The following is a 24,041-nucleotide window of genomic DNA, read 5'->3' as shown; positions in this document are numbered from 1 at the left end:
GACAGAAAACTTGGGCGAATAACGCCCTTATGGCTTTTATTCGCGAACCTGGTTGGCTGAGCTACCAAGGAGAAACATGGAGCACCGCTGTTTCGATTTCTGGCGCGCTTTCATCTGGCGTAGGAATACCAACCAAGGCAGGGTTTTGTTCGATCGCTTTGATGGCCGCCATTTCAGTCGTGTCGAGCACTCCAGGCTTGAGCACTTCGTCACTTCTGAGTGTGATCGGGTGCTTTGTGGCGTTGAGCCCCTCCAAATAAAGGGCATGTTCAAACGCCTGTAATTCTGGAACGTTGTAGATGAGCTGATTACCTGATCCTTGCCAGGCATGGCCGACATCGATCAAACACAATTCATGCGCGCCCAGCGTGCCGACGGCAAACAGCCGGTTGCTATCCCGAAGGGCGAAGCATTGCGCGTACGACCTCATTGCCTCACTCAATGTCTTGTGGGTAGAAAGAACATTCGTCTGCCCGTGCCGCACTTCATAGCGCGCCACTACTGAGCGTTTCGTGAGGATTTCATCAAGCTCACGATACGCAAGGTCGAATGCGTCGAGCTCGTGCTGCCAGAACCCTCTTTGATCCTCGTCGGGTCGATGGCTTTCTGGTTCAAGTTCGATAAGACGCTCGAAGCCCTGGCGCCACGTTTCGCGGTGGCTCAAGAAATCATGGGGCAACCGATCTCCCCATACTTCATCGGTCTCTACCTCGTCGACGCAAACATCCAGCTCTCGATAGGCGACATCGAACGCATTTAACTCGTGCTTCCAGAATCCCTTTTCATCCTGGTCGGGCAGATGACTTACCGGCTCCAGTTCAATCAGGCGTTCGAACGCCTGACGCCAAGTGCCGCGATGGGACAGAAAGTCATGCGGGAGTTGATCAAGCCATTTACTTGCTTGGGGGCCGGCGTTTGGATTGGGTGATCGCATGTGGGGGGGGACTCAAGAGAGGGGACTATGCAAATTTACTCTTGCCTTGCATTTTAGTCTAATGTTTTGCTATTGATATTGCGTTAGCAAACATTTGAAATCTTCAATTCAGGACTCAGCCCATGTGGTTCAAAAATCTGCTTATTTATCGCCTCACTCAAAACCTGCCATTTGACAGCGATGCGTTGGAACAGGCGCTCGGCTCCAAGCGCGCCAGGGCATGCGAAAGTCAGGAGTTGACCACCTACGGGTTCGTTGCGCCCTTAGGCAAAGGTGCCGACGCGCCTCTCGTGCATGTTGGAGGCGAGTTCCTGCTGGTAGGCGCACGTAAAGAAGAGCGCATTCTCCCTGGCAGTGTGGTCCGTGACGCCGTAGCCGAAAAAGTTGAGGAGATCGAGACGGAGCAGATGCGCAAGGTTTACAAAAAAGAACGCGACCAAATCAAAGATGAAATCGTGCAAGCATTTCTGCCCCGCGCCTTTATTCGCCGATCGTCAACGTTCGCAGCGATCGCGCCTAAACTGGGATTGATCCTGGTCAATTCCGCAAGCCCAAAACGTGCTGAAGATCTGTTGTCCACGCTTCGCGAGGTCCTGGGCACGCTGCCGGTGCGCCCGGCGACAGTGAAAACTTCCCCCTCGGCAACCATGACTGACTGGGTAAAAACGCAGAAAGCTGCTGAAGACTTTTTCGTGCTCGATGAATGCGAATTGCGCGATACGCATGAGGAAGGAGGTAGCGTCCGTTGCAAGCGCCAGGACCTGACGAGCGAAGAGCTGCAGATGCACCTGAGCACCGGCAAGGTTGTTACCCAGCTGGCAGTTGCATGGAAGGACAAGTTGTCGTTCGTGCTCGACGACAAAATGGTGATCAAACGCCTGAAGTTTGATGATTTGCTACAGAATCAGGCAGAGCAAGATGGCGGTGATGAGGCGCAGGGTCAATTGGCAGCAAGTTTTGAGTTGATGATGTTGTCCTTTAGCGAGTTTCTGCCGCTGCTCCTCGACGCGCTGGGGGGAGAGGAGCTTCCGCAGGAGGCAATGGGACTGACCGGTAACGTCGATCTTGGCGCTGGCGTTGAGGAAAGTGACGAACTCTACCCAGCCGCGGTGGAGTTTGTACGCAGCCAAGAACGGCCCAGCGTCAGTGCGATTCAACGGCACTTTCAAGTTGGCTACAACAGGGCCGCTCGTATCCTTGAGGAAATGGAGCAGCGTGGTGTCGTCACCATGTTGCACACCGACGGTAGCCGGAGACTGGTCGGTGAGGAGACAGCATCGTGAGCCTGCCGGTTGTGCTGGACGAGCTGAGGGCTCGGCAATTGGATAGCGCAGGCCGCATCATTCTGCGGATACCCATCGGCGTGGGCCTTACACGGCGTGAAATGGTGGCCCGCGGGGAGCAACAGTCTCTGTTTGAGGCGGCACCAACCGAAAGTGGCTACGAGTGGCCTGCAGGTTCTGGTTGTTTTTTCTCATCGCAGGAGCTGGCTGCGCATTGTCCGATTGGCCAAGCTGGAGATAGTGTCGACGTCAATCTGCTGCAGGGGTTTAGTCGTTCGAAGCCCGTCGGTAAGGCCAGAATCTCCGCCATCAAGGTCGAGCCACTTGAACTTATTTCCGACGCGACCATACGTGCTGAAGGCTACGAGAACTGGACGGAATACGCCTTTCATTGGAATCAACGTTACCCGGGCGCGCCCTGGGATTTCGACCCGGTTTGCTGGGTGGCGGAAATCTGCCAGTCCACCTCTGCGGCCTGATCGCTCTAGGAGTGTTCGGGATCAGGGATATTGAAGCCAGGTCCGAGTGGCCTGGCCCTTCGTTCGCCTGTAGTCTGGCTCTGACTGTCCAGGACGAAGAACGAAAGCGAAATGGCCGACACCAGCTCCGAAACCCCGATCGACCTGCCAGTATTGTTGGCTCAGATCGACGATCTGCGCGTTGCACTTACCCGGTGGAAAAGCACCCAGGAGGCCTTGCTGCAATGTTGTGAAAAGCATCATGCAGGAGGCTGGATCTTTGGCGAGTTCGGTCTCAAGACATTTCAGAGACGTTCTGAGCTCCCAGCCGAACTCCGGCGTGCACTGTGCTCCCTTGACGTTGAGCATGAATCTGCATTTCGTGTGACCGGTGCCGTTTTCTTGCCGGCAGAAGCCTCTGCATCTGTTTTCGCGGCGGAGACTGCCAGGGCTCATCTCAATGCTATCAGCATCCCCTTGCGGAAACTAAAGCGCGCGGATTTGTCCAGGCTGCCAACCGGTATGGAGCTGGGAGGTGGCCAGCTCTCGCACTGGATAACTCTTCGACCTAAAGATGGTATCTGGAAGGCCGTTATAGCGACCGTAGGGGAGCCACGGATTCGCATCAGGTATGCGGTTCGCCCCCTGATGCTTGAAGGCGCCCGGGGAAATACGCCGCGAAAAATATCATTTTGCAAAACGATCCAACACATTGTGAAGAAGCGGCATCCTACGGTGCTGATCGAGGCCCTTGAGAGAATTATGGAGGAGGAAGGGGAGCGGCATGCTGCAGCGCAGCGCGATGTATCAAGACTCACCTCCCTCATGCGTTTGAGCCCGATTCCGGATCTTGCCTACATCTATCGGGGAGGGTACATCTACCACGTCAATCTGGCGTGGAGCGATGGAGAGAGGCTGAAAGTAAAGACCTCGCTGCCTTTGTTCATCTGCGGTGAAGGTCCGGACATTCCTCCGTTGTCGAGTTCCACTCACGCCAAACGCCAGCGCCGGTCGGACGTAAAGTACGCCGATGTGCCTTTGCTGGAAACCCAAGCTATTTACTGCTCCATCAGATAGACCGATCTAATAGATCGGAAAACGCCCACTTCCTCTGACTATAAACGGATATTTTCGTTGGATTGAAATCGCAAGGCGTGATATGACATTTTTTTAGCGTCAAAAGTTCGCTATATATCGAAATATTTGATTCCTCAGATGCGTAAACTGTGCGACAGTTCACAGATGGCAACGAGCCATCACTCCTCCGTTACTAGCAGTTAAAGCGCCTCTTTATGGATAAAGTTCTACCGGTGAGCACCAGGGCTTGGCGAAATTCAGCGACAACGCATTTCACCTCCAATCATCTCTGCGCTGCACGCGTAATGTCTAAGACTCATTGGGTCGGTTCGGCACCTGCAAACGCATCAATCAATGCGTGCGGTAATGTTCTGCAATTTCATTCCTCACCCATCGATCGGTCGCTTCAAGATGGCGAAACAGTCGTTCGATTTGCCGCGATTACCGGTGTGATCATCTGGGTTTCCAAACCTGACGAACATGGCATCGGCGTCAAACTCCTGGATGACGAAACAGGCAAGGAATGCGTGATTGCCTTGCCTGTCGCGCCGGAAGCATTCGCCTTTGGCGACCGAGTCACGGTAGTGCACGCGATCCATTCGGAAAATGCTCCCGTACACCTGCTGAGCGTGAACCTGGTGCGCAACGAATGGTGGTCTCATCAGAATGCTCGGAGTGTGTCGCGACTGTTTGAAATCGATAATCTTCAATTCGTTGAGCGACTGGAGCGCCGGATGCGTGAGATCGTCTTATCACTCGGTGCGGGTGGCGGCTTGCGTGTGATGGGCGCCCGGGCGAACCTACGGCTCGCCTGATCTTGCGCATTTGGAGACGCTCGCACTGAGTTAAGTTGAGGAGGCAACGAGCGTTTTTTGAAGCAATGTCACATGCTGAAATAGTGTCTGAAATGCAGGATCTCGAAGTCTTGGGTAGCGTGCTCTCCAGTCAAGTCCGTAGGCCAACTCAAGAACTGCTTCAGGCCAATCATCTTCCACTGCGATGTTTGGAATGCTGAACGCCGCGTCGAATAGCGCCCTTGCTTTTTCCTGGCTCAACGCTCGCAATCTGCGCTGCTTGATGATTTGCTGTCGAGCCATACGGGAGATCAGCGCTCGGTCAGCCTCCCCTGTGCTGCAGAGTTGTTCCGCGATGAAAGTGGCCAGCTCCGTGGCGAAATAGAGTCGAGGCGATAGTTTGCTCGTGAATTTGGAGTACCAGGCTTTGCGAGTTGCCTGGTCAACCAAAGTGAGCTCCACGGCCGCGGCGTCACATCGCCCCAAGAAGGCAAGTACTTCCTGGCCTTCGGCCGTCACACGTACGCGTTCGCATTTCTCAAAATCAACTGTCATCAAGATTTCCAATTAGCTCTTGTGAACTATATGCTTTTGCAATGCTAAAAATCAATCAGCTGTTAAGACCCTTGCTCCAGCGACAATAGGGGATCGGGCAGTTGGTAATGTTCGGCGTCGACGTGATCAGGGTCCGCCGGCGTGCTGCTCTTGATACAGGCCGGATTGAAGATCACTCCCCACACTTCGTCGCCGTTAATGCGCTGCAGGCTGGCGTCGATTCCGTTCACAATGAAAAGAGTCGCCAGTGCGAGTCCTCTTGCTCCGTGCGCAAGTTCAGCTTCCACGCAAAGATTCAAAATTGACTCGGCGGGGCAATGGGGTGCCTCTCCAATCAAATTACGTTTGCTCAGATCGCTTTCCGAACTTGCCTTACGCAACCCATCGAGCAACGGCTTGTGCGCCCGTTTGGGCGTATTCTCCCGGACAAATTTTTCAACGGTTTGCAACGGCAGCGCCGCGGATTCGAGGAGTAAGCGTGGCTCAAGCTCAAGCTTGCGAACCTGGCCTTCTTCCTTTGCATATTTCCTGGCTGCGAGATAGTGGTTCGTGCAGTAAATGCCTGGGCCTTGTTCTGTTCCCCCTTTGCGACCTGGGCGGATTTCCGACGCCCCATCCCATTGACGGCCGCCGTACCACATGACGATTCTCGTCGGGCGCGCGTTGTGTAACAGCATACTGAAGCTCCTCTTGATCTCGCACGAGATCCGGATGATAACGGGGCCGATCCGCTCTAAAGCGATCAATGCCAAATGCGGTAACTTTAGTCTGGCAATAGACGACTTGCTATTCTACTGCAATACCAGTGGTCACGGTTCCTCACCCATTTTTGACTGGCGCACGCATGCAAAACACTCCCATGGCACAGTCCAATCGAACCGGGTGCCCAACCACTGCCGGGGCAAAGGCCCTCCGCCGGCGCATCTCCGTGCTGGACTTCATCAAATGGCTGGCCATCACAGCGATGGTCCTGGATCACTCCCGTGCAATTTGGCCATCCTTGCAGGTCCTGGCTATTCCTGGTCGATTAGCGTTCCCCCTTTTCTGCCTGGTGATGGCATGCAATGTGATTCGCCAGCAACGTGGTTCATTGAACACCCCAGGAAATGTCAGGTATCTGGGATCACTGCTGTTTTTCGGAGTGATCAGCCAGCCAATGTTTCACGCGGTGTTTGGGCACGACCTCAACATCTTTTGGCTGCTGTCATCAGCGTTGACCATCACGCTCGCTGTGCACCACCGCACCCCAAAAGCACTGCTCCTGGGAACAATCGGTGCAATTCTCACGATCGTTCTTCACGACCATCTCGGATATCACGCAATCGCAGTTCTGATTCCGGCGGTGATGGTAATGGCTTTACGAAGTAAGGGGGCTGCGCGCTGGGCCTGGGTCACAGCCAGTTGCGTAATCTGCTGCCTGGCAAACATGCTTGTGCCGGAGGTGCAGGCGATGTTGTTGTCGGGAGAGGGGGAAGCTGTAGCCTTGGCAGTCGCTGCTTTGGCAGCTCCGTTGGTTGGTTTTTGGTTGGTCAGCGCAAAGCTGACCTTGACGATCAGGCCAGTAGGGCGCTGGGGCTATCTTTTTTACCCCATGCACCTAGGCCTGTTCGCTCTTCTGCGCGATTACGGTTTCTGATGTGATGTGCAACTCGGATCAATCGGCGATCAGGCGGGTCACGTCCGAAAGGCGAACAAGCGGCTCGACCCTGTAAAACCCAGGCTCCGAAGGTACTTGGCTGAATTCCCCATCCACCCAAGGCTCTTTCCGATAGCCTTGCGTGGACTTCATCGCTTCAGATGGAAAACACTCGCGCCCAACGATTTCAAGTGATCCTACAGCTATCGGCTCGGGCCGCTCGGATTGATGGCGGTAGAGTTCGCCGTAACCCTCATCGTCAGTTACCTTTTGATCAGCGACGATCAGGTATTGGCCTGGCTCAAGTTCGGCAATTCCACCCTCAAGCAGCCACTCAAGCCGCTTTTCGTCATCACGCTCGCGGATAACCGCAACCGTTGTCAATGCCACCGGGTCATCCGCGCGCTCGACGGCTGGTGCGTCCAGCAGGGCGCGCAGCCTATCTTGGGCACTCTTGAGACACCGCGCACTATGCGGCTCCAGTAAGTCTCTGAGTAGCAAACGCGACACACCGTCAATCGTTTTGTTTTCGGTCATGCTTGCACCTGCTGTTTGTGCTTCCAAGCCATAAAGTCGCTGGCGGCGAGAAGCTTGTCGTTGTTGGTCAGATCGGTGTACCGATATTCCTCTGTACGAACCGCATCGACACCGAGGTATCGAGTGCTCAAGATCACACCTCCGAACCCGCGGCGCTGGTAGACCAACACGGCATCAACAGTCACCCCAATCGGCATTTTTTCATCATCGGTTGAGATCCAACCCTCACCCGAAAGCTTGGCCATTAACTCAGCTTGGCTCATAAATAACCTCGTTCAATCAGTGGTTGGGCTTACTTACCATCACCCGCTACCTGACCAACAACCAGCGTCTTCCCGCAGGAATGGCAGAAGTGCATGCCGTGACTATGCGGTGAGCCATCCATGAAGGCCCAAGCTACGCCGCAGGTGCTGTTCCACAGTGAATTGTTGTCTTGTGACCAGGTGCAGGTAGCCGGCGGCACAGTTTCGCCGACGTGTACTGTTTCAAGACTGATGCGACTCAATAGATCCTGCCAAGCTTCTTCATCGTTCTCGCCGACTTCGAACTTGGCTGCTTCCCGCAGCAATCCTTCCAGGGCATCCACCTGGTGCCGCAGTTCTTCGATCTGCTTAAGCCGATAAAGGGTGTCCTGATGCTGACCAGCCAGCAGCGCCTGCATGGTCGCGGCGCTATGTGTCAGCTTTTCGTTGGCCTCATTCGCTGCTGCAAGGCGGTTTTGCAGCGCAGCCTCGCGGGCCAGCGCTGCGTCGACATCGGCAGTAACTTCACTCATCACTGTTTCTCCCATGGCAGCTGGGCACGCGTTAAATGGCGTGCCCGGCTGAGTTTTTATTGGTTCCGCTATTGCGGGGATCACCTGCTGTGCAAGTGATCTCAGGGGGTTACAAGCTGGGATACGCTGAGTGCCATCGCCACGGGTTGAACCCAAACCGGTACGCTGCTGAGCATGAAGGTTTCACCCGCTTCGGCGAGAAGAAGAGTTGTGGCGAACACGTCAGCCATCGCTCGGGCCGCAGCGCGAGGTACAGCATTCCCAATACGCTCTCTGTGGTAACCATCGTTGATGCCGTCCAACTGAAAGTGCCGTGCCTGCTCCAGCTTGCGCATGTGCTGCGATCTCTGAATCTCCAGTGCAGTTTGCGGGTCGTTCGACCACATTTCGTCCGGATCAAACAACGACTGCAGAGCTGCCAATTCCAAAGTCGTGAATGGACGGTGCCAGGTGCCGTCCAGGCTGGTGATCATGCAGGTGAGGCGATCATTCGGCGCCGGCATTCTTTGATCGGCGACGGACCACCGGCCGTTATCGTGGCAGGCACTTGCAGAGACGGCCCCGGCGGATTCATTCCAATTGACCACCCCGTAATGGCCACCGGTGAGATAGGCATCCCCTTTTTTCCGTGACATGCCAGTGCGAGGATCAGCGATCTGCAGGGCGTCACTTGGAACTGGACTCGCGCTGGGGTGCGAGTTTTTGTACGCAGGATCAGCGACAGCAAATGCGCCCTGTCCGGTCGTGCTACCGGCGATCACAGTGCCTGCATGCTTGGAATAGTCGGTGACCAGGTATTTGCCAAAACCCTTCGTTGGCTGACGAGGATCGGCAACTGACTGCCCGCCTGAGCTTGGCCCGTGCCCAGAAGTGATGGTGCCGGCGGAATGTTCCATTGGCACCACGCGAAATACGTTTTTGTGCCGCTCACCGGACATGCGTGGATCGGCAACGCTAAAAGTACCCTGGCCTGGGCTTCTCTGGCCGGTGACTACGCCACAATGGCGGTCAAAAGGGAGCACGCCATACTGGGTATATTCGGCGTTGCTGGCTGGGCGCGGATCCGCTACTGAAAATTTGCCGTTGGTGGGAGTTGATCGTCCTGCAACTGTGCCCGCTGTGTCCTGCCATTGATGAACGCCCAGATAACCAGCCCGGTACTCAGGTACGATTACAAAATCACGCAGGTGGCCATCCTCGATCGCAAATCGACTCAAGCTGCGCCAGTCTTTCCCAGCTTCGACCAGGGCAAGGCGAACCCAGGTTTTCCACTGACAGGCAGGCACCCGGTGCATCGGACCAGCTTGCTCGATATCGCCCGCCAGCGGCATGCGGCTAAGCACATCCCCAACTGCGCGCAAACTGCGCTTTTCAGGTTCGTAAAGAAATGCAGGCACCTGCTCAACGTGCCGAGCAACCAGCAAGAAACGTTTACGGCTCTGGGCCAGACCACCGATTTCGCCACAGTCGTGAGTGGTTTCGGCAACGGCGTAACCGTAGTAGGTAAGCAGTTTGTTGATCTGATCAAGCAAGTGGCGGCCACGGCTCGCAAGGCGAGGTACGTTCTCAAACACGATGAGCTTCACAGGCTTATGTTTCCAGGCCTCACACATCAGCCAAACGCAGCGTAACGTCAGTTCATTGAGGGCTTGGTACTTAGGCGTCTGGCTCATGGTTTCAGAAAGCAGTCCAGAGGCGCCTTTGCAAGGGCTGCTGATAAACACCGCGTCAGGATTTTCGTTGCGAGCGGCCCGGCGTACATCCTCGGGTGTCGCCTCACGCCACCCGGGTGGCGGCTCCTTACCATGGAACGCTGTGTACTGCTCGCGCGTGAACAGGTCCATCAAGGTGCCTTTAACGCCGGTGAGCATCTCGAAGTCGCGCAGACCTGCCGGGTCAACATCAATCCCGCCGAGGCATTCCCATTCAGCTTGCACACCAGAGACTACGGCCTTCGAATCGTTAAACCCTGCAGCGCCGCTACCAAGCCCGCAGCAGAAGTGGAAATGTTTGAATACGCGACGAAGCGCGCTGGGAATGCCGTTTAGGGGTTGGTTGAACATGCAGGGATCCTTTCAAGTATTGTTTCGTAGTCTCGAAATTATACTTATGTTATTTTCGTGTCAACGATAAATTACATCCTGCGGTCACCGGCTGAATAAGAGGGGGAGGGGAGAGGGCTGATCGAAAACTGAGGCGGGGGAAAGTTGACAGGGAGCGCGCGAGCCGCGGACGCGGCTCAAGGTGTCGCATGCGGGAAGGGAGCTATCAGTTGCGAGCCATTGGTGGATGGCCTGGCTGGTTGCGAACCCAGCAGGGCATCGTTGAGCGCATTGCCAGGAGAACATCGTTTGTCCAACCTAACGGCTACCCAGTTGCCACCCCTTGGCTCTCCACCTCGGGATCACGCAACGCCTGCGTATTCAGGCCACCCACCAATGATTCGCCTTTGATTACAATGCGCCCGCATGGGAGCGCAGCTGATCAAAGCTCACTCGGTTATCCGATCAGCATCTAGGTTTGGCTTTTCCAAAGATCTCAATGCTCCAGACAGCTCGACGATCTGGCTGGACATTGCCCGGGTTTCGTCCAGGAGTGCATCATTGCGCTGTTCAAGTGTCCGTCTCTGGTTGGTCAGGTCTTCGATTTGTCGGAGCAGTGCTGAGTTCTCGCCGGCAACAGCAGCGTTCTGCTGTCGTGAGTCTGCCAACTGCTCGCGAGCAAGCTTGAGTTCGGCGTTGACTGCCTTGAGTTCCCTGCGATGCTCAGTTCGATCGGCGTCCAATTGGCGCATCAGTTTCGCGGTGTCGTTGTCGTAGCGTTCGAGTTCGTTTTTGACTTCCTGTTCGAGGCGGGAAACCTTGACCTGGTGCTCGGCAACCGTCTCAGCCAGTACCTGGTGGCGGTGATTAGTTTCTGTTTCCAGCTTTCCTTGCCAGGTACGGATTTCCTGATCTTTCGCGTCGATCGCTGATTGGTGAGTCTGATGCAATGCGGCCAATTTCTCTTGCTCTTGGACAATCCGGCCGTTGAGCTCCTCAATGTTGCCACTGAGTTTCAACTCACGAGCTCCTGCCAGACTCAGTTGGTTTTCCAACAGTTGAACCTGGCGCTCGCGCTCAGCAAGCTGTTGCTTCGCTTGGGCGGCATCTACCTGCGCATCAGTTGTGGCCTGCTGTGCCAAGCGGTTCTGTTCCAGCAGTTGCTCGCGCAGCGCATCCAGGTCACTGGAAGCGAGGGATTTGAGCTCCATCCAGAGCGACCAGAAAGCGTCCTGCGCCTGCTTTGGGTAGTCGCCGGCGGCGGCACGCTCAGCGACCTCCTGCACGATTTGCCGGATTTCGCGCAGGAGGTCGTTGCTAGATCCAGTACCGGTAATCTCGCGCACTCGCCTCCATGATGGGACCTGACCGGCACGCAGGAGATCCATCACCGCGGCGTAAGTCTGCTGGCTGTAAGGCTTAATCATCGAGGACGCTCCAAACTTTACTCCCTACACTCAATTTACGGTGAAACCATTCCGACGGAGGTTCGCAGCGCTTTCAATTCCGCCTCAAGATGAGCAATACGGCATTCGACTTCCGTGCTGCCTGTACTGGCCATGCTTGCCGCAACAGCATACGTTTGTGCGCGCACATAGCTCAGCTCACCAAAACCAGTCAGGGGGTATCCAATGAGTTGCGCAAATTGCTCGCGATCTTCCACACTAAAATCAAGCACCGCAAGTGCGTTCATGTCGATGCCGCCGTGGTCCAGCAGGTATGTAACGATCGCGTTTTCCTTGAAACGAAAACCGTATTGTTCGTCCGGTTCGAGAGGCTGCATAGGGTGATTCATAGAAGGCTCCTTAATAATGCAGATCATGATAGGCACATGTGCCTATTCATGCAAGGCAAGAGTAGACCCCTCCGGGCAGGCCTACCGAGGTTTGCAAGAAACCTGAGACAGTTAGAAATGGAACTCGTATTCCGGCGCCGGCTCTACGCTAGTGGATTGCATGCCTACATCCTTACCCGTTTCTTTTGCAAGTATCGCCCGATCGCGCACTACAGCAGCCGCCAGCAGCGCAAAGTCGAGCTCGCTGGTTGCCTCCTCGTTCATGGTGCGTCGGTAGACTGGGCTCGCGTCCATGCCATCAAGGATTACCTGAAGCATGTCCTGTTCATGAGCTGTACCGTCAAACCCGTAGTACTGAACAATGTGCTTGCGAGCTAGGCTATATGCTCTGTTCCCACGTTTCATCTCATCCGTGACGTTTTCCAGGTCGGTGATTTCATCGTGAAAGCTGTGAATCTCAGCAAGCGCATCCAGGTCTTGAGGTTGGCGTGATAGCTCCTGAAGCAGAGAAATCTTTGCTTCCAGTTGTGGTGACTGGGGTTCAGTCTGCAAATTTCTAGCAGGACCTGGGTTGAGCCATACGGCGTCAGAAGTGGATATGTCATTGCCACGCATGAACGATGTCTCCTGTGGTTGGGTTTGCTGAGCAGGTGGAGTTGGCCATACAGCGGTGTCCTGCAGATACTGAGTGACTCTTTGATAATCATCACGACCAGATATCATCTGAATCTCGACCAGCTTCTCTTCGTCACAACGAAAAAGTGCGCAGATCTCCTCGGGAGACGACTGTGTAAGCATTCGAGGAATTTCGATGGCGGGATTGTCGCCAGCCAGATCGGCGTCAAGAGGCGTGGGAACGAAGAGTCGACGACCGTAGCGCAGAGCAGCCTTGGAAGCATGCATGCTGCCCCCGTCGGACTTGCTCTGAACCATGATCACAGCCTGACTCAATCCAGCCTGGATGCGATCTCTCTCGATCAATCGACTCGGCACCAGCGGAGTTCCAAACGGGTACTCACTCACCAGGGCTCCCCCCTGGTCGAGAATGCGCTCAGCCAGCGCGGCGTGCTGTCTGGGATAGATAGTTTGAAGTCCGTGGGCCAATACCGCCATCGTGTGACCGCCGGCGTCGAGCGCGGCCACATGCGCGGCCGCGTCGATGCCCAATGCCAATCCACTGACGATGGACACGCCCGACGCCGCGAAGTGCGCCGCGATCTTGCTGGCCACGACTGATCCGCGGAGCGTTGGCGCGCGGGTCCCAATTACTGCCAGGGTGTTCTGCTCCTGCAGGGTCCCTTTGACATACAGGAAGAATGGCACCTCTGATGCTAGTGCCAGAGTTTGCGGGAAGCCAGGGTCGCCATGGATGAAGAGATGAACCCCAGCTTTCAGAGCCTGCTCGCGATCGGCGTCCGCCGCTCGGAGCGCGGCATCCCAGGCACCTGCCTCCAAAAGTGCCCGAGAGATACGCGGGTCAATAGCCCCGAGATCCCCAGTGGACATGCGCTCCAGGTCATCATGGACCGCAGCCTTGCGCAGCGTTGCAGCTCCAACCCCTGGTAGCCAGCCAAGGGCAATCAGTGCGCTCAATCGATCAGTCATTGGCTTGCCCTTGGATTGCAAGAAATAAGTGGATTGCCATCAAGCCGCAGACCTGCGCTTCAGAAACTGAGCCGCCAGTGCTTGGATACGCGACTTATCAGAGTGCCGCTGCGTGAGGGGAGCATTTGGATCGATGATGCCTAGGGCCTGTGATGCTTTTAGGCCAAGTAGCTGAACCATAGGCGGGTCGCTTCCGTCATTACTGTTCAGGTAGATCGCTGTAACTTGCTCATCTTGGCCCTCGCGCCCAAGGCGGCCCACAACCTGTTCGTGGATCTTGGGTGACCAATCGAGCTCACCGAAAATGACGGTGGAACACCGGTGTTGGAGCCCATCCAGCCCCGCACCGGAGCGAAGGCTCATGATGAAAAGGTTGGTCTTGCCGGCGACAAACGCTTCCTTTGCCTCAATCTTCTGTTTATCGCTTTCCGACCCTGTGTACATAACTGGGTTGTAGTCAGCCAACTCCTTGAGCCAGATATCATAAACATCCCGGTGCCACCCCATCAGCATGATTGGAATATCCGCATCGAGCAGGAGCCGTGCGTACTGCGCAACAAAGCGCGCTTTTGCCACGCCGGTGATCCGACGCATCAGCAGATCGAGTTCGCGTCCGGCGCGGCCGCGCTCCATAAACGACCCTTCGGTTGTTCGGATAGCCAACTGTTGAGCCAGCAGCTCTACTGATCGAAGTGTTTCGTCGTCCGAACCAATTTCCTCAACAATGACGTTAAGCGGCGGCATCTGCTGCCCGACGTCACGTTTGGTCCTGCGCAGGAACACCATCTGTTCCCTTAGGAATGTCCCAAGTGCCTGAGGGTCAGTGACTTTTTTGTCACCATCTGTCCATTCTCGAAGGAAATCCCCGTGACTGCCAAGCAGGCCTGGTTCGATGATCTCGACAATGTTCCAGATCTCGATACCGTAGTTGTAGATAGGCGTTGCGCTTAAACCCAAACGATAATCCGCGTGGAGTGCCAACTCCTGGGCTGCTTTCCCCTTGCCGCTGTTGGTCCCAGTGCGTAACTCTTGAACTTCGTCAAAAATAGCGGCTTTGAAAAAACCGTCGCTAAATGTATCGATCCAGCCAAGCAACTGACTGTATTTGAAGATGTACGCATCCGCCGGCGGCAACTCGTACGGCCGGGTTCCCTTGATGCAGTGCAGCTTTAAGTCGGTGAACTCACTGAGCTTTTCAAACCACTGCTGCTGCAAGTGGGTTTGCACGACTATGGCTGCTGGCCGTGTCTTCATGTGCAGGATCAATGCGGCAGCGGTGTACGTTTTTCCCAGACCGACGTCATCGCCTAATAGCAGGGATCGGCGGGCAAGTGTCAGGTCAACAGCCTGGCTTTGGTAGTGACGAATAGCGCAGCCAGGTTTGAGTCCAACGGTGGTCTGGGGGGTATATTCCGGACGAAGGATTTCTTCCATCCGCGCCTGCTCGCGCTCGAAACTTTGACGCCCCCAATCCAAGGCCTGGGCGTCGGTGGGAGTGATTGCCAATGGATAGCGCGAAGTGAACCAAGCAATATCTGCACAATGCGCAAGGTCGTTTGGGAAAACATACTCATCGGTCTGCCACTTTGGCAGACGTGGGAATAACTGTTTGAGGCGAATTGCAACGTGCGGCGCAATACTGCGCATGACCCACTGGGTGCCGTTTTCCAGGCTTAACTGACCGTATCGAGAGCTCATAACCAGCCCCCACCCATTGATACGACACGAGAAGGTTTGTTGTTGATGTGGGGCGGAAGGCCCATGGCGGTGCCTGTCATCAGCAGCAAACCATCAACCGACGCGTGCTGGGCATATCGCTCCAGCTGGCGATAAATTGCCTTACGCTGCGCGCGCGTTTTTAACTCCAGCACGATGGTGTGGCCGTCGATGCTCACCAAAAAATCCGGCTTGTCTCGCTTCGAAAGCTCCTGCTCTCGCTTGAACTTGAAGCCACCCTGCAGCAGGTTTGTTTCGAGATCCGCCTGCGCCAATTTTTCGAGTGCCATGTTTAGGCGCTGCTTCGAGCAAAAGTCGCTTAGTCGAGACAGAGCTCGTTGAACTGAACAGTCATGATCGTCATTCATGCGACCAGCTCCCGTTGTAACATCTCTTCCTGGTGGGGCGCTGCAGGCGCCATTTGATCTGAGTCGTTCCCGCGATGAGGATCGGCGCCGCTGCCCAGGGCGTATCCGCGGTTCAGTTTTCGCTGCCACCCGCCCAGGACGTGTGCCGGCGTGTACCAGTGCTCCCGCTCCTCCATCATCAGGGTGTTGCCGAGAATCACGACCGCAGGGATATGAAGAAGGCTCAATTGAATGAAAGCCATATGGACTGCCCTGGAGTCGATGTCTTGGGCGGTGACGTGGAGATGTTGCTGATAATTAATGCCAGCACCGAGCATGGCTTCAGCAGTGGCAATAACCATCGCGCCGGCGCCGCAGGCCGGTTCGCTGACCGTAACAAACCCGCGCTGCGCGATCAGTTCTCGAATGTTGTTTCCATCCTGTACCTGCATGTTGGCCATAAGCGAACACAAGGAATAGGGCGTGAAAAATTGGCCACGAGCGGCGTTGTGCAGTTCCAGCTCGCTGAATACCTGGCCCAAGACATCGTCTGGTCCGTATTCAAGAGCATTGGTGAGCTCAGCGAACATCACCGGAAAGCGCGCCACCTCGTGTGGCTCATAGCGCTGGACGATAGCCAGATAGCGTTTTTCGCGCTCATCAAACTGGGCATGGTCCACTTTGTTAGCGATGGCCAGCGCCGACATTTCAATGAAGTCGCCGAACACATCCCAGAGGTTGCGCCGGCCCGCATTGGCTCGCAGGAGCTTCACCAAGTGACTGCGATGCTCTGCTGGCGAGCGTGGAATAGCCTTATTTGGAGAACGCATAAATGCCTCGCGACATGCTTTTGTAGTCGCCAAACTATAACTTGCGTTCTTTTGTGTCAATGGCTACCTATTGAAAGGCGAGCTGAGAATTTGCAATGGGGTGAGAGGAGGGGTGCGCCCACCTGGGATGGGCGCATCCGGCACACCTGAAACTGAATGGAACCTATGCTCAGTTAAGACAGCTACATCGAAGGGCTGGAGTTATCGTGGTGAGTTTCCATGATGGACTCACGTTCCACCTTGGGTTTACCCAGGTCAAACGCATGGACGACAGCTTTTGCAGCCATCGCAAGCGAAGGGAATGCGATCATGCCTGCGCCGCCGGCCCAAAAGGCGGCAACACCGGTACTTTCAAATCCACCTGTAAGCGCCCTCGCAACTCCCTCACCCAAGCCGGCCACCCTTGTTGCCTCAAGGTAAGCTTGATGCACCGCAGACCCTTGCTGCGCCATGTCGACGCCATATTTGGCGCCAAACGCTGCCCCCACCATTGTCATTGCCGTAGGCACGACGGAGGCAAGACCGAACAGTTCGATGGAACCCATCCGGCGAAGGCCCTCCGTGCATTTTGTGTAAATGCTGCGCGACAACTGCTGAAACAGGCTCTCGCCAGGAACTGCTTGAATTGTCATCGTTTTGCTCCGATGGCTTGCGGGAACGTCCTTTCGACCAGGACGCAGAATTGTTCAATGGGGACCAGAACCTCGCTTTCGTTCGGACGAGGTTCAGCCCCTAGATCGATAAGGACTGCGGCGTACACCGCAACCTGACCAGCGACTTCCTTTTTCGAAGCTTCAGACTCGCCGCTGTTGGCCACGGCTGCTGCGCATTTATCCAGCCGAGAAAGCTGGTCCTTGAAACGGTTCATAAATCACACCCTATACATACTCAATAGAACAACATTAGGACTCACGCACTAAGGGTCGTCAACATGTTCATGGCGATTTGATGCGCAGGGGATGTCGCGCTCCGGTAGTTCCGTTTAGAAGCGGCGCCGATGGCCACGACAGTTGTGATATCCGAACAAACAACCTTGAGAATCACGATGACCAGCATACAAGGCGATTTGCTCGAATTACTCAGCACATTTAATCATTTGAAATAAAAATACCCGTTACAAATGCAACGTCTAATAATCAATTATCGCTGATAACGATACTTATCAGCGATAAAATATACGAGAGCAGGGGACCTATCCCCCTCAGCAGTAGCCAGAGCGCCGACGAGTAAAATCTGCGGAAAACCGGTGATTATTCACCGCCGCATTGAAAGACACTGCCAACAACGTCAGCGGACGGCCTGGTTGCAATAACGCTTGACTATATAGGCACATGTGCCTAGCCTTGAGCCGGCAATTGACTGGAGACCCTGCAGGTGAATTTGAGCTCTACAAGGACTGCGCACCTCGATAAACCGGACACTGCGCTTCCAAGCATCCAATTTTTTCGCGGATTACTTGCGCATTGAATACGATCGCCACCGCGGAAGAAGGCGCCGCTGACGCTGCAGCACCTCGGATTCCTCCGCATTCAGTAGAGGCTGAGCAATCTGTGCTCGGTGGTTTGATGCTGGACAATGCGACCCTGGACTCACTCCAGTACCTGCTCCACCCCGATGATTTCTTCCTGCAGGAACATCGCTCAATCTATCGAGCCATTATCGAGCTGGCGGAGCGCAAAAAGCCGTTTGACGCCGTGACTGTGCAAGAAGTGCTTAATGTCTCGGGTGAAGGCGAACTGGTGGGGTTCACCCAGGGTTATGTAAGTGAGCTTGCGGAAAATACGCCGTCGATCGCCAACATTGAAACGTACGCCCGGGTGGTTCGCGAGCGCTCTCAACTGCGAAAGATCATCTCCACCTGCGTGAGTATCAGCGACCAGGTACAAAGCCCTTCTGGAATGTCGACACAGGATCTGATCGAGGACGCGGAACGGAAAATACTCGCGCTCTCTTCCGCGCGCCCGAAGGCTGGTGGACCAGTGGGTATCAGCACTCTTCTAACCAAAGCCACCGAAAAAATTGATGCCAGGTCAAGGTCTGGCGATCTGGTAACTGGATTACCCACTGGTTATGCCGACCTGGATCAAAAACTGGATGGACTGCGTCCAGCGGACTTGATCATCATCGCCGGAAGGCCTTCGATGGGTAAAACGACGTTCGCCATGAACATAGTCGAGAACGCCGTGCTGAATGCCGAAAAAGCGGTGTTGGTTTACTCACTGGAAATGCCAGGCGAGTCGCTCATCCTGAGAATGCTTTCATCTTTAGGGAGTATCGAGCACAGCAAGATGCGCTCAGGGCGCCTGGTGAATGAGGACTGGCCAAAACTAACCAACGCCATCAGGCGCCTCACCGACCGCAAACTTTTCATTGATGACACCGCTGGCATCAGTCCGTCGGAAATGCGATCGAGAACTCGACGAGTAGTCCGCCAGCACGGGCCGCTTGCCCTAATCATGGTCGATTACCTGCAGTTAATGCAGATCCCTGGATCCAGCGGGATGAATCGGACCAACGAAATTTCCGAAATTTCACGCTCGTTGAAGGCGTTGGCCAAAGAATTCAATTGCCCAGTAGTCGCGCTCTCGCAGCTTAATCGGACTGTCGAACAGCGCCCAAATAAACGGCCAATGAATTCCGATCTCCGCGAGTCCGGTGCAATAGAGCAGGATGCGGACGTCATCATGTTTGTCTATCGCGACGAGATCTATTACCCAGAGTCCCGATTCAAGGGCACTGCAGAGATCATCATTGGTAAGCAGCGAGAGGGGGAAACCGGGTTTTCAAGGCTGGCCTTTGTTGGCCAATTCACCCGTTTTGAAAATCTCGTACCAGGCGCTCATGACTTCTCCGATTCCGAACTTGGCAACGTCCCTAAGCCCAAAGATCCGCGGGTTGGGAGAGCCATCGCGTCGGAGCTTGTGCATATCGAAAAATTTCGTAAACACGATCCAAAGACGAAAAACTATGCGAAAGGCCCATTCAGGCCGAGGAAGAAGACATGAACGATATTGCCGCACCCGAGCAGTACGACCTGCAAACTGCTGCTCTGAAGGTCCCGCCGCATTCAATCGAGGCCGAACAAGCGGTGCTCGGCGGCTTGATGTTGGACAACAACGCCTGGGAACGCGTGCTGGATCAAGTCTCGGACGGCGATTTCTATCGTCATGACCATCGCCTGATCTTCCGCGCCATTGCCAAGTTGGCCGACCTGAACTCACCCATTGACGTAGTGACCCTGGCCGAGCAATTGGACAAGGAAGGTCAAACGACCCAAGTCGGCGGCCTGGGTTACCTGGGAGAGCTAGCGAAAAACACGCCATCGGTTGCCAACATCAAGGCCTATGCGCAGATCGTCCGCGCGCGGGCGACATTGCGACAACTGATCGGCATCGCTACGGAGATCGCTGACAGCGCCTTCAACCCCGAAGGCCGTAGCGCGGAAGAGATTCTTGACGAAGCCGAACGGCAAATCTTCCAGATCGCAGAAGCGCGGCCCAAAACCGGTGGCCCCGTCAGCGTCAACGACCTGCTGACTAAGGCCATCGACCGAATCGATACCCTGTTCAACACCGACAACGCCATCACAGGCCTATCCACTGGCTACACCGACCTCGACGGTATGACCAGTGGTCTGCAGCCTGCAGACTTGATCATCGTCGCAGGCCGGCCGTCCATGGGTAAAACCACCTTCGCAATGAACCTGGTGGAAAACGCAGTACTGCGTAGTGACAAGGCGGTACTGGTGTACTCCCTGGAGATGCCAGGTGAATCGCTGATCATGCGAATGCTGTCCTCTCTGGGCCGCATTGACCAGAGCAAGGTACGTGCAGGCCGCCTGGAAGACGACGACTGGCCGCGGCTGACCGCCGCGGTCAACTTACTCAACGATCGCAAACTTTTCATCGACGATACCGCAGGCATCAGTCCGTCAGAAATGCGCGCCCGGACCAGGCGTCTGGTCCGTGAGCACGGAGATGTTGGGCTGATCATGATCGACTACCTGCAACTCATGCAGATCCCAGGTTCTGGTGGTGATAACCGGACCAATGAGATCTCAGAGATTTCGCGCTCTCTGAAGGCGCTGGCCAAGGAGTTCAACTGCCCAGTGGTCGCCCTGTCACAGCTCAATCGTTCACTGGAGCAACGGCCAAACAAGCGCCCGATCAACTCCGACTTGCGAGAGTCCGGAGCGATCGAGCAGGATGCTGACGTGATCATGTTCGTCTACCGGGACGAGGTGTATCACCCGGAAACCGAACATAAGGGAATCGCTGAAATTATTATCGGTAAGCAGCGTAACGGCCCAATTGGAACTACGCGCCTGGCGTTTATCGGTAAATACACACGCTTCGAAAACCTTGCGCCAGGTAGTTATAACTTTGATGATGAGTAGGCTTATATAGTCATTTGATTTTTATAAGTAGCCGCCCAGGAGGGACGGCTACTCGAACAGACGTAGTGCTTCTATGCTGCGTTCATTAAAGCCGAAGCGAACTCTTTTTCGGCTCTTTGAGCCGCATCGTCAGGTTCTATCAGGTCCCGTGCTACTGCCCGCTTCGCAGCGAGCATGCTCCACAAACCTTGATCAATTGAATCGTCAACAAGTGGGATTTTCACAATTACCGGGCGCAGTTGACCATTGCGGTAGGCACGGTCTTCGGCCTGATCCTGCAAGGCCGGCGTCCAAGGCAGACTGGCAAAAAACACATAATTGGCGGCCGTTAAATTGATACCGGTGCCAGCTGCTGCAGTGGTGCCGATAAATGCACGAATATTTTCGTCCCCCTGGAACTGATCGACAGCCTTCTGCCGGCGTGTGCCAGAATGCTTACCAGTCAGCGTCACACACTGAATACCGTGGGTGGCCAGCTCTCTATTGAGCCACTCAACTGACTCAATGAACTCGCAAAAGATAATCACCTTGTCCTGGGTATCGAGCTCTCTGACCATATCCACAATGGTCCTGGTCTTGAAACGCTCCAGCATCGAACGCAATGAGCCGACCCGGGCCAGGGGCGACTTGTCGCTGTAAAATACCTCTTGGTACTGGCTACGTTCCGCCGGCGACATCTGAGAGGCGAAAGTCTGACGCTGCTTACCCTTCAAATTGACCAGGACGTCTTTCGTACGACGAAGCATCCAGTCAGACAGTAGGATCCGAAGCGATGCTCGGAACTCGCTACTGCCGGCGAATTGCTCACAAAACGCCTTGAGTGACATGAGTCCGATCGGATGGCCTGACAGGCGCAGGAGAGTATGAAGTTCGCTTTCCCGGTTCAGCACCGGTGTACCGGTCAACAGGTAGCGATTGGGGACTTTTGACGCGATGTCGAATGCGTGGCGCGTCCACTCCGCGGTTGGCTCCTTGAGACGGTGCGCCTCATCGATCACCATCACATTGTACTGAGACGCCGTCGTAACGAATTGTCCAAGCCTCTCGTAGTTGATGATTATCCATTGGGCCGAGGGATCAGATGCCTGCATCGAGATTTTGGCATCCGGGCAAACCGCCAGAATCTCACGACTCCAGTTGATGATCAGGCTGGCCAGGCAAATAATCAGGATCGGACGCCCCTTTGCCTGGATGTGTGCAGCAACGATCGATTGTCGGGTTTTGCCCAGCCCCATATCGTCTGCCAGCAAAGCGCTGCTGCGCTGCACCAGGTGGGCAACACCTGCACGCTGATAATCATAGAGCTGGTACTGGTTAAGAGCCTCCTCAAGCACCCGCGGAGTCCAATTGATCGGCTTAATTTGTGGGATGCTCGCCAGATACACCTCGTTTACTGAGTCCTCACTTTCTCCCGTGGGCTCCGGACGTTCGCCGCCAACGGCGATGCTCTCCCATTCACGAGCCTGCACCAGGGCTCCATCTTCAAGCAACTCATGGCGACCTTGGAGGATCTGCACCTGCTCTTCTCGCAGCCCGAGCCCGTCGATGAGGCTGCTGTGTAGAGCTTCAGCAGTGCAGGCTATTTTCCAAGCTTTACTGAGCCCTAGATAAAGCCCGCCCATGCGCCGATAAATCGCAATCAACCCAGGGTGGTAGTCACCACGGGCAAGTACCTTGCCGTCAGCCATCGTCGCAATTCTGACTTGGAGGTCAGCTGTGTACGCCGCCACTAGCGGCTTCTCCCGGGACCTATCAAGCTTGCGCGTGAAGGTTTCGTATGTTTCCACGAACGATTCCCCCGCGATCGCCTTGAGAGTCGCAAAAAACTCTTGAGTCTCTTCGTGAACAAGGTTCTTTCCGATGCGCCATGTGTTGTGAAGGGGGTGGCCGGGTTTCCGGAAGCAACGAGCCTTAAACCCACTCAGCACTCTGCCTAGCCCCTCCACATAGGCAAATGACAACCCATAGTCGAAGCCGTCGAAGACCGCGCATTTGAGAAGCTCCGCGCCGGTGACTGGTGAGCTGCGCCGCCTGAGCATGCAACTATGTCCCTTTTAATAATCATCACAGTAATACTATCGCAATTGTGATTAGATACGAACACCATTCCTTAGAGAGGCTTAGTTCAGCATGAACCAATCCTTCGAACTCTGCCTTTCAGCAAGACTCCAGTGGATCGACGTGGTTGTCTGCAGCGAAATTAGAGAGGGTGAGAAATACGTCGCCGCAGCTAGGCGCCGCGCATTTGAGACACTGGACTGTCTCGCTGAGCTGGAGGCAAATAGCTGCAACCCAGTTTATGGGGAGCGCGTCCCTCCTCTCCTTGTGGAGACCCCAGAACTTGCCGACCACTACCTCACTGCATTAGGTCAAGAGCGGGAGCTCGTGGAGGAACTCTATGCTGAAGAAGAGGCCCGCAGGCAAAAGGAACGATTGGAAACGGAAGTTGAGCGAGAGCGCTTGGCCAGACGCGCTCAAGCGTTGACCTGCATCGAAGCGGGTCGATGGTCTGAGCTCGACCTGCCCACTCCTGAAGATTTCCTGCAGCAACTCGCCGCAGGAGAAAGTGTTGATGCCCATGGGCACACCTTCAGTTACGACGAAGGTGATGACGTCATATGGATGGACAATCCATACAATTCACCAGGTGGGTTTAGTGGCACACCGACTTTGGTGATGTGCAGGGAGATTCTCACGCATATCGGCTGCGGAGGTATGTATGGGCCTGAGCCTTAAAAGAGGAGGCGAAACGTGAAAGTCTCAACCCAGCGGCAAAGTGCTGCCTACCTGCTGACGATTGAGCAGGCGATTGCAGCTGGATCCGTGCGAAAGGACACAGCTGGCAAACCCCAAACGACTGCGATCCCCGCGACGGCACTGGAGACCCTTGAACGACTGCGCGCCGGCGAAGACCCGACCGCTGGCATGTTCACAATCCGGGAACTGCTGATAGATCTTATTGAGCAATACCCAGCTCTGAGCGTGGTTGAGTTACCCCCAGCTCTCGCTACCGAAGTTACTTGATCTTGTTCTGACGCCTGAGGCTTGTCTCCAAAGCATTCAATGCCCAATCCGGACACGGGCGCGCACTCTTCAGTACGCTGGCCGCCAACCACGACCGGATACTCCGAATGCTGCAAGGTCGCTTTGTCTCCTCCGCGATGAAATCGGCGGCCTCTCCCTGGGTAATAGAGGCACGACTGATCAGGGATCTCAATGTGTCTTGGTTCGACATCCAACACCTCATAATGCACTTGTGCC

General features: G+C 55.1%; 25 protein-coding genes and 1 pseudogene. 10 read left to right on the top strand and 16 right to left on the bottom strand.

Features of this window, described 5'->3' with window-relative positions; all coding sequences use genetic code 11:
• Nucleotides 1-61: 61 nt before the first annotated feature.
• Nucleotides 62-934, bottom strand: coding sequence for a hypothetical protein (locus OZ428_RS33675; RefSeq protein WP_269134398.1), 873 nt, complete (start codon nt 932-934; stop codon nt 62-64).
• 122 nt (nt 935-1,056) lie between these two features.
• On the opposite strand from OZ428_RS33675, the pseudogene rdgC reads away from it, so the two are divergent.
• From rdgC to OZ428_RS33650, 5 genes and pseudogenes are all read left to right on the top strand, one after another.
• Nucleotides 1,057-1,968, top strand: a pseudogene (gene rdgC, locus OZ428_RS33670) (recombination-associated protein RdgC); the annotation flags it as partial.
• A 6-nt stretch (nt 1,969-1,974) separates the two neighbouring features.
• Nucleotides 1,975-2,217 carry a DNA translocase FtsK gene (locus tag OZ428_RS33665; RefSeq protein WP_269134460.1) on the top strand — a complete coding sequence of 81 codons (243 nt, stop codon included), beginning with the start codon at nt 1,975-1,977 and terminating at the stop codon, nt 2,215-2,217.
• A complete protein-coding gene (locus OZ428_RS33660) occupies nt 2,214-2,696 on the top strand; it encodes a hypothetical protein (RefSeq protein ID WP_269134397.1) in 483 nt (160 codons plus the stop codon). Before OZ428_RS33665 ends, OZ428_RS33660 begins: the two co-directional genes overlap by 4 nt.
• 111 nt (nt 2,697-2,807) lie before the next feature.
• A complete protein-coding gene (locus tag OZ428_RS33655) occupies nt 2,808-3,752 on the top strand; it encodes a hypothetical protein (protein WP_269134396.1) in 945 nt (314 codons plus the stop codon).
• Between the two features lie 305 nt (nt 3,753-4,057).
• Nucleotides 4,058-4,567, top strand: a complete 510-nt coding sequence (locus OZ428_RS33650) for a hypothetical protein (RefSeq protein ID WP_269134395.1) — start codon at nt 4,058-4,060, stop codon at nt 4,565-4,567.
• Between the two features lie 30 nt (nt 4,568-4,597).
• Here OZ428_RS33650 and OZ428_RS33645 read toward each other — a convergent pair whose 3' ends face one another.
• Together OZ428_RS33645 and OZ428_RS33640 are read right to left on the bottom strand one after the other, a co-directional pair.
• Nucleotides 4,598-5,101: a hypothetical protein gene (locus OZ428_RS33645; RefSeq protein ID WP_269134394.1), complete on the bottom strand. Its 504-nt coding sequence runs from the start codon at nt 5,099-5,101 to the stop codon at nt 4,598-4,600.
• A gap of 62 nt (nt 5,102-5,163) precedes the next feature.
• Nucleotides 5,164-5,778, bottom strand: a complete 615-nt coding sequence (locus OZ428_RS33640; protein ID WP_269134393.1) for a hypothetical protein — start codon at nt 5,776-5,778, stop codon at nt 5,164-5,166.
• A gap of 251 nt (nt 5,779-6,029) precedes the next feature.
• On the opposite strand from OZ428_RS33640, the gene OZ428_RS33635 reads away from it, so the two are divergent.
• Nucleotides 6,030-6,737 (top strand): TraX family protein, encoded by a 708-nt coding sequence (locus OZ428_RS33635; RefSeq protein ID WP_269134392.1) that lies wholly within the window; start codon nt 6,030-6,032, stop codon nt 6,735-6,737.
• A gap of 18 nt (nt 6,738-6,755) precedes the next feature.
• Here the strand turns inward: OZ428_RS33635 and OZ428_RS33630 are convergent, their stop codons facing one another.
• The 12 genes from OZ428_RS33630 to OZ428_RS33575 all read right to left on the bottom strand — a co-directional run bounded on the left by OZ428_RS33630 (nt 6,756) and on the right by OZ428_RS33575 (nt 17,252).
• Nucleotides 6,756-7,274: a hypothetical protein gene (locus OZ428_RS33630; RefSeq protein ID WP_269134391.1), complete on the bottom strand. Its 519-nt coding sequence runs from the start codon at nt 7,272-7,274 to the stop codon at nt 6,756-6,758.
• On the bottom strand, nt 7,271-7,537 hold the full coding sequence (locus tag OZ428_RS33625; RefSeq protein ID WP_269134390.1) for a hypothetical protein: 267 nt from the start codon (nt 7,535-7,537) through the stop codon (nt 7,271-7,273). The genes OZ428_RS33630 and OZ428_RS33625 overlap by 4 nt, the downstream gene beginning before the upstream one ends.
• Nucleotides 7,538-7,566: 29 nt before the next feature.
• On the bottom strand, nt 7,567-8,049 hold the full coding sequence (locus tag OZ428_RS33620; RefSeq protein ID WP_269134389.1) for a hypothetical protein: 483 nt from the start codon (nt 8,047-8,049) through the stop codon (nt 7,567-7,569).
• A 101-nt stretch (nt 8,050-8,150) separates the two neighbouring features.
• Nucleotides 8,151-10,112 carry a DNA cytosine methyltransferase gene (locus tag OZ428_RS33615; protein WP_269134388.1) on the bottom strand — a complete coding sequence of 654 codons (1,962 nt, stop codon included), beginning with the start codon at nt 10,110-10,112 and terminating at the stop codon, nt 8,151-8,153.
• A 428-nt stretch (nt 10,113-10,540) separates the two neighbouring features.
• Complete coding sequence (locus tag OZ428_RS33610; RefSeq protein ID WP_269134387.1) at nt 10,541-11,518, bottom strand: DNA-binding protein; 978 nt, start codon at nt 11,516-11,518, stop codon at nt 10,541-10,543.
• A 35-nt stretch (nt 11,519-11,553) separates the two neighbouring features.
• Nucleotides 11,554-11,886, bottom strand: coding sequence for a hypothetical protein (locus OZ428_RS33605; RefSeq protein WP_269134386.1), 333 nt, complete (start codon nt 11,884-11,886; stop codon nt 11,554-11,556).
• A gap of 111 nt (nt 11,887-11,997) precedes the next feature.
• Nucleotides 11,998-13,491 carry a DNA-processing protein DprA gene (locus OZ428_RS33600; protein ID WP_269134385.1) on the bottom strand — a complete coding sequence of 498 codons (1,494 nt, stop codon included), beginning with the start codon at nt 13,489-13,491 and terminating at the stop codon, nt 11,998-12,000.
• A gap of 39 nt (nt 13,492-13,530) precedes the next feature.
• Nucleotides 13,531-15,189, bottom strand: a complete 1,659-nt coding sequence (locus OZ428_RS33595) for a DEAD/DEAH box helicase (RefSeq protein WP_269134384.1) — start codon at nt 15,187-15,189, stop codon at nt 13,531-13,533.
• Complete coding sequence (locus OZ428_RS33590) at nt 15,186-15,575, bottom strand: hypothetical protein (protein WP_269134383.1); 390 nt, start codon at nt 15,573-15,575, stop codon at nt 15,186-15,188. The genes OZ428_RS33595 and OZ428_RS33590 overlap by 4 nt, the downstream gene beginning before the upstream one ends.
• Nucleotides 15,572-16,384 carry an N-6 DNA methylase gene (locus tag OZ428_RS33585; RefSeq protein WP_269134382.1) on the bottom strand — a complete coding sequence of 271 codons (813 nt, stop codon included), beginning with the start codon at nt 16,382-16,384 and terminating at the stop codon, nt 15,572-15,574. The genes OZ428_RS33590 and OZ428_RS33585 overlap by 4 nt, the downstream gene beginning before the upstream one ends.
• A 182-nt stretch (nt 16,385-16,566) precedes the next feature.
• Nucleotides 16,567-17,016, bottom strand: a complete 450-nt coding sequence (locus OZ428_RS33580) for a hypothetical protein (RefSeq protein ID WP_269134381.1) — start codon at nt 17,014-17,016, stop codon at nt 16,567-16,569.
• Nucleotides 17,013-17,252, bottom strand: coding sequence for a hypothetical protein (locus tag OZ428_RS33575; protein WP_269134380.1), 240 nt, complete (start codon nt 17,250-17,252; stop codon nt 17,013-17,015). The genes OZ428_RS33580 and OZ428_RS33575 overlap by 4 nt, the downstream gene beginning before the upstream one ends.
• Nucleotides 17,253-17,847: 595 nt before the next feature.
• On the opposite strand from OZ428_RS33575, the gene dnaB (OZ428_RS33570) reads away from it, so the two are divergent.
• Nucleotides 17,848-19,389: a replicative DNA helicase gene (dnaB, locus tag OZ428_RS33570; RefSeq protein WP_269134379.1), complete on the top strand. Its 1,542-nt coding sequence runs from the start codon at nt 17,848-17,850 to the stop codon at nt 19,387-19,389.
• A complete protein-coding gene (gene dnaB, locus OZ428_RS33565) occupies nt 19,386-20,780 on the top strand; it encodes a replicative DNA helicase (RefSeq protein WP_269134378.1) in 1,395 nt (464 codons plus the stop codon). The genes dnaB (OZ428_RS33570) and dnaB (OZ428_RS33565) overlap by 4 nt, the downstream gene beginning before the upstream one ends.
• A 71-nt stretch (nt 20,781-20,851) precedes the next feature.
• Here dnaB (OZ428_RS33565) and OZ428_RS33560 read toward each other — a convergent pair whose 3' ends face one another.
• On the bottom strand, nt 20,852-22,819 hold the full coding sequence (locus OZ428_RS33560) for a DEAD/DEAH box helicase (RefSeq protein WP_269134377.1): 1,968 nt from the start codon (nt 22,817-22,819) through the stop codon (nt 20,852-20,854).
• Between the two features lie 91 nt (nt 22,820-22,910).
• On the opposite strand from OZ428_RS33560, the gene OZ428_RS33555 reads away from it, so the two are divergent.
• Both OZ428_RS33555 and OZ428_RS33550 read left to right on the top strand, forming a co-directional pair.
• Nucleotides 22,911-23,516, top strand: a complete 606-nt coding sequence (locus OZ428_RS33555; RefSeq protein ID WP_269134376.1) for a hypothetical protein — start codon at nt 22,911-22,913, stop codon at nt 23,514-23,516.
• A gap of 15 nt (nt 23,517-23,531) precedes the next feature.
• Entirely contained in the window at nt 23,532-23,804 is a 273-nt protein-coding gene (locus tag OZ428_RS33550) for a hypothetical protein (protein ID WP_269134350.1), read from the top strand.
• Nucleotides 23,805-24,041: the final 237 nt, after the last annotated feature.

Source organism: Pseudomonas sp. GXZC, from assembly GCF_026967615.1.
Taxonomy (GTDB): Bacteria; Pseudomonadota; Gammaproteobacteria; order Pseudomonadales; family Pseudomonadaceae; genus Aquipseudomonas; species Aquipseudomonas azotoformans_A.
Note: the sequence above shows the minus strand (reverse complement) of the source record. Positions and strands in the feature narration are given on the sequence as shown.

Coding starts and splice junctions, on each gene's coding strand:
- OZ428_RS33675 (WP_269134398.1), bottom strand. CDS start 934: ATGCGATCACCCAATCCAAACGCCGGCCCCCAAGCAAGTAAATGGCTT.
- OZ428_RS33665 (WP_269134460.1), top strand. CDS start 1,975: ATGGGACTGACCGGTAACGTCGATCTTGGCGCTGGCGTTGAGGAAAGT.
- OZ428_RS33655 (WP_269134396.1), top strand. CDS start 2,808: ATGGCCGACACCAGCTCCGAAACCCCGATCGACCTGCCAGTATTGTTG.
- OZ428_RS33650 (WP_269134395.1), top strand. CDS start 4,058: ATGTCTAAGACTCATTGGGTCGGTTCGGCACCTGCAAACGCATCAATC.
- OZ428_RS33645 (WP_269134394.1), bottom strand. CDS start 5,101: ATGACAGTTGATTTTGAGAAATGCGAACGCGTACGTGTGACGGCCGAA.
- OZ428_RS33640 (WP_269134393.1), bottom strand. CDS start 5,778: ATGCTGTTACACAACGCGCGCCCGACGAGAATCGTCATGTGGTACGGC.
- OZ428_RS33630 (WP_269134391.1), bottom strand. CDS start 7,274: ATGACCGAAAACAAAACGATTGACGGTGTGTCGCGTTTGCTACTCAGA.
- OZ428_RS33625 (WP_269134390.1), bottom strand. CDS start 7,537: ATGAGCCAAGCTGAGTTAATGGCCAAGCTTTCGGGTGAGGGTTGGATC.
- OZ428_RS33620 (WP_269134389.1), bottom strand. CDS start 8,049: ATGAGTGAAGTTACTGCCGATGTCGACGCAGCGCTGGCCCGCGAGGCT.
- OZ428_RS33615 (WP_269134388.1), bottom strand. CDS start 10,112: ATGTTCAACCAACCCCTAAACGGCATTCCCAGCGCGCTTCGTCGCGTA.
- OZ428_RS33610 (WP_269134387.1), bottom strand. CDS start 11,518: ATGATTAAGCCTTACAGCCAGCAGACTTACGCCGCGGTGATGGATCTC.
- OZ428_RS33605 (WP_269134386.1), bottom strand. CDS start 11,886: ATGAATCACCCTATGCAGCCTCTCGAACCGGACGAACAATACGGTTTT.
- OZ428_RS33600 (WP_269134385.1), bottom strand. CDS start 13,491: ATGACTGATCGATTGAGCGCACTGATTGCCCTTGGCTGGCTACCAGGG.
- OZ428_RS33595 (WP_269134384.1), bottom strand. CDS start 15,189: ATGAGCTCTCGATACGGTCAGTTAAGCCTGGAAAACGGCACCCAGTGG.
- OZ428_RS33590 (WP_269134383.1), bottom strand. CDS start 15,575: ATGAATGACGATCATGACTGTTCAGTTCAACGAGCTCTGTCTCGACTA.
- OZ428_RS33585 (WP_269134382.1), bottom strand. CDS start 16,384: ATGCGTTCTCCAAATAAGGCTATTCCACGCTCGCCAGCAGAGCATCGC.
- OZ428_RS33580 (WP_269134381.1), bottom strand. CDS start 17,016: ATGACAATTCAAGCAGTTCCTGGCGAGAGCCTGTTTCAGCAGTTGTCG.
- OZ428_RS33575 (WP_269134380.1), bottom strand. CDS start 17,252: ATGAACCGTTTCAAGGACCAGCTTTCTCGGCTGGATAAATGCGCAGCA.
- dnaB (WP_269134378.1), top strand. CDS start 19,386: ATGAACGATATTGCCGCACCCGAGCAGTACGACCTGCAAACTGCTGCT.
- OZ428_RS33560 (WP_269134377.1), bottom strand. CDS start 22,819: ATGCTCAGGCGGCGCAGCTCACCAGTCACCGGCGCGGAGCTTCTCAAA.
- OZ428_RS33555 (WP_269134376.1), top strand. CDS start 22,911: ATGAACCAATCCTTCGAACTCTGCCTTTCAGCAAGACTCCAGTGGATC.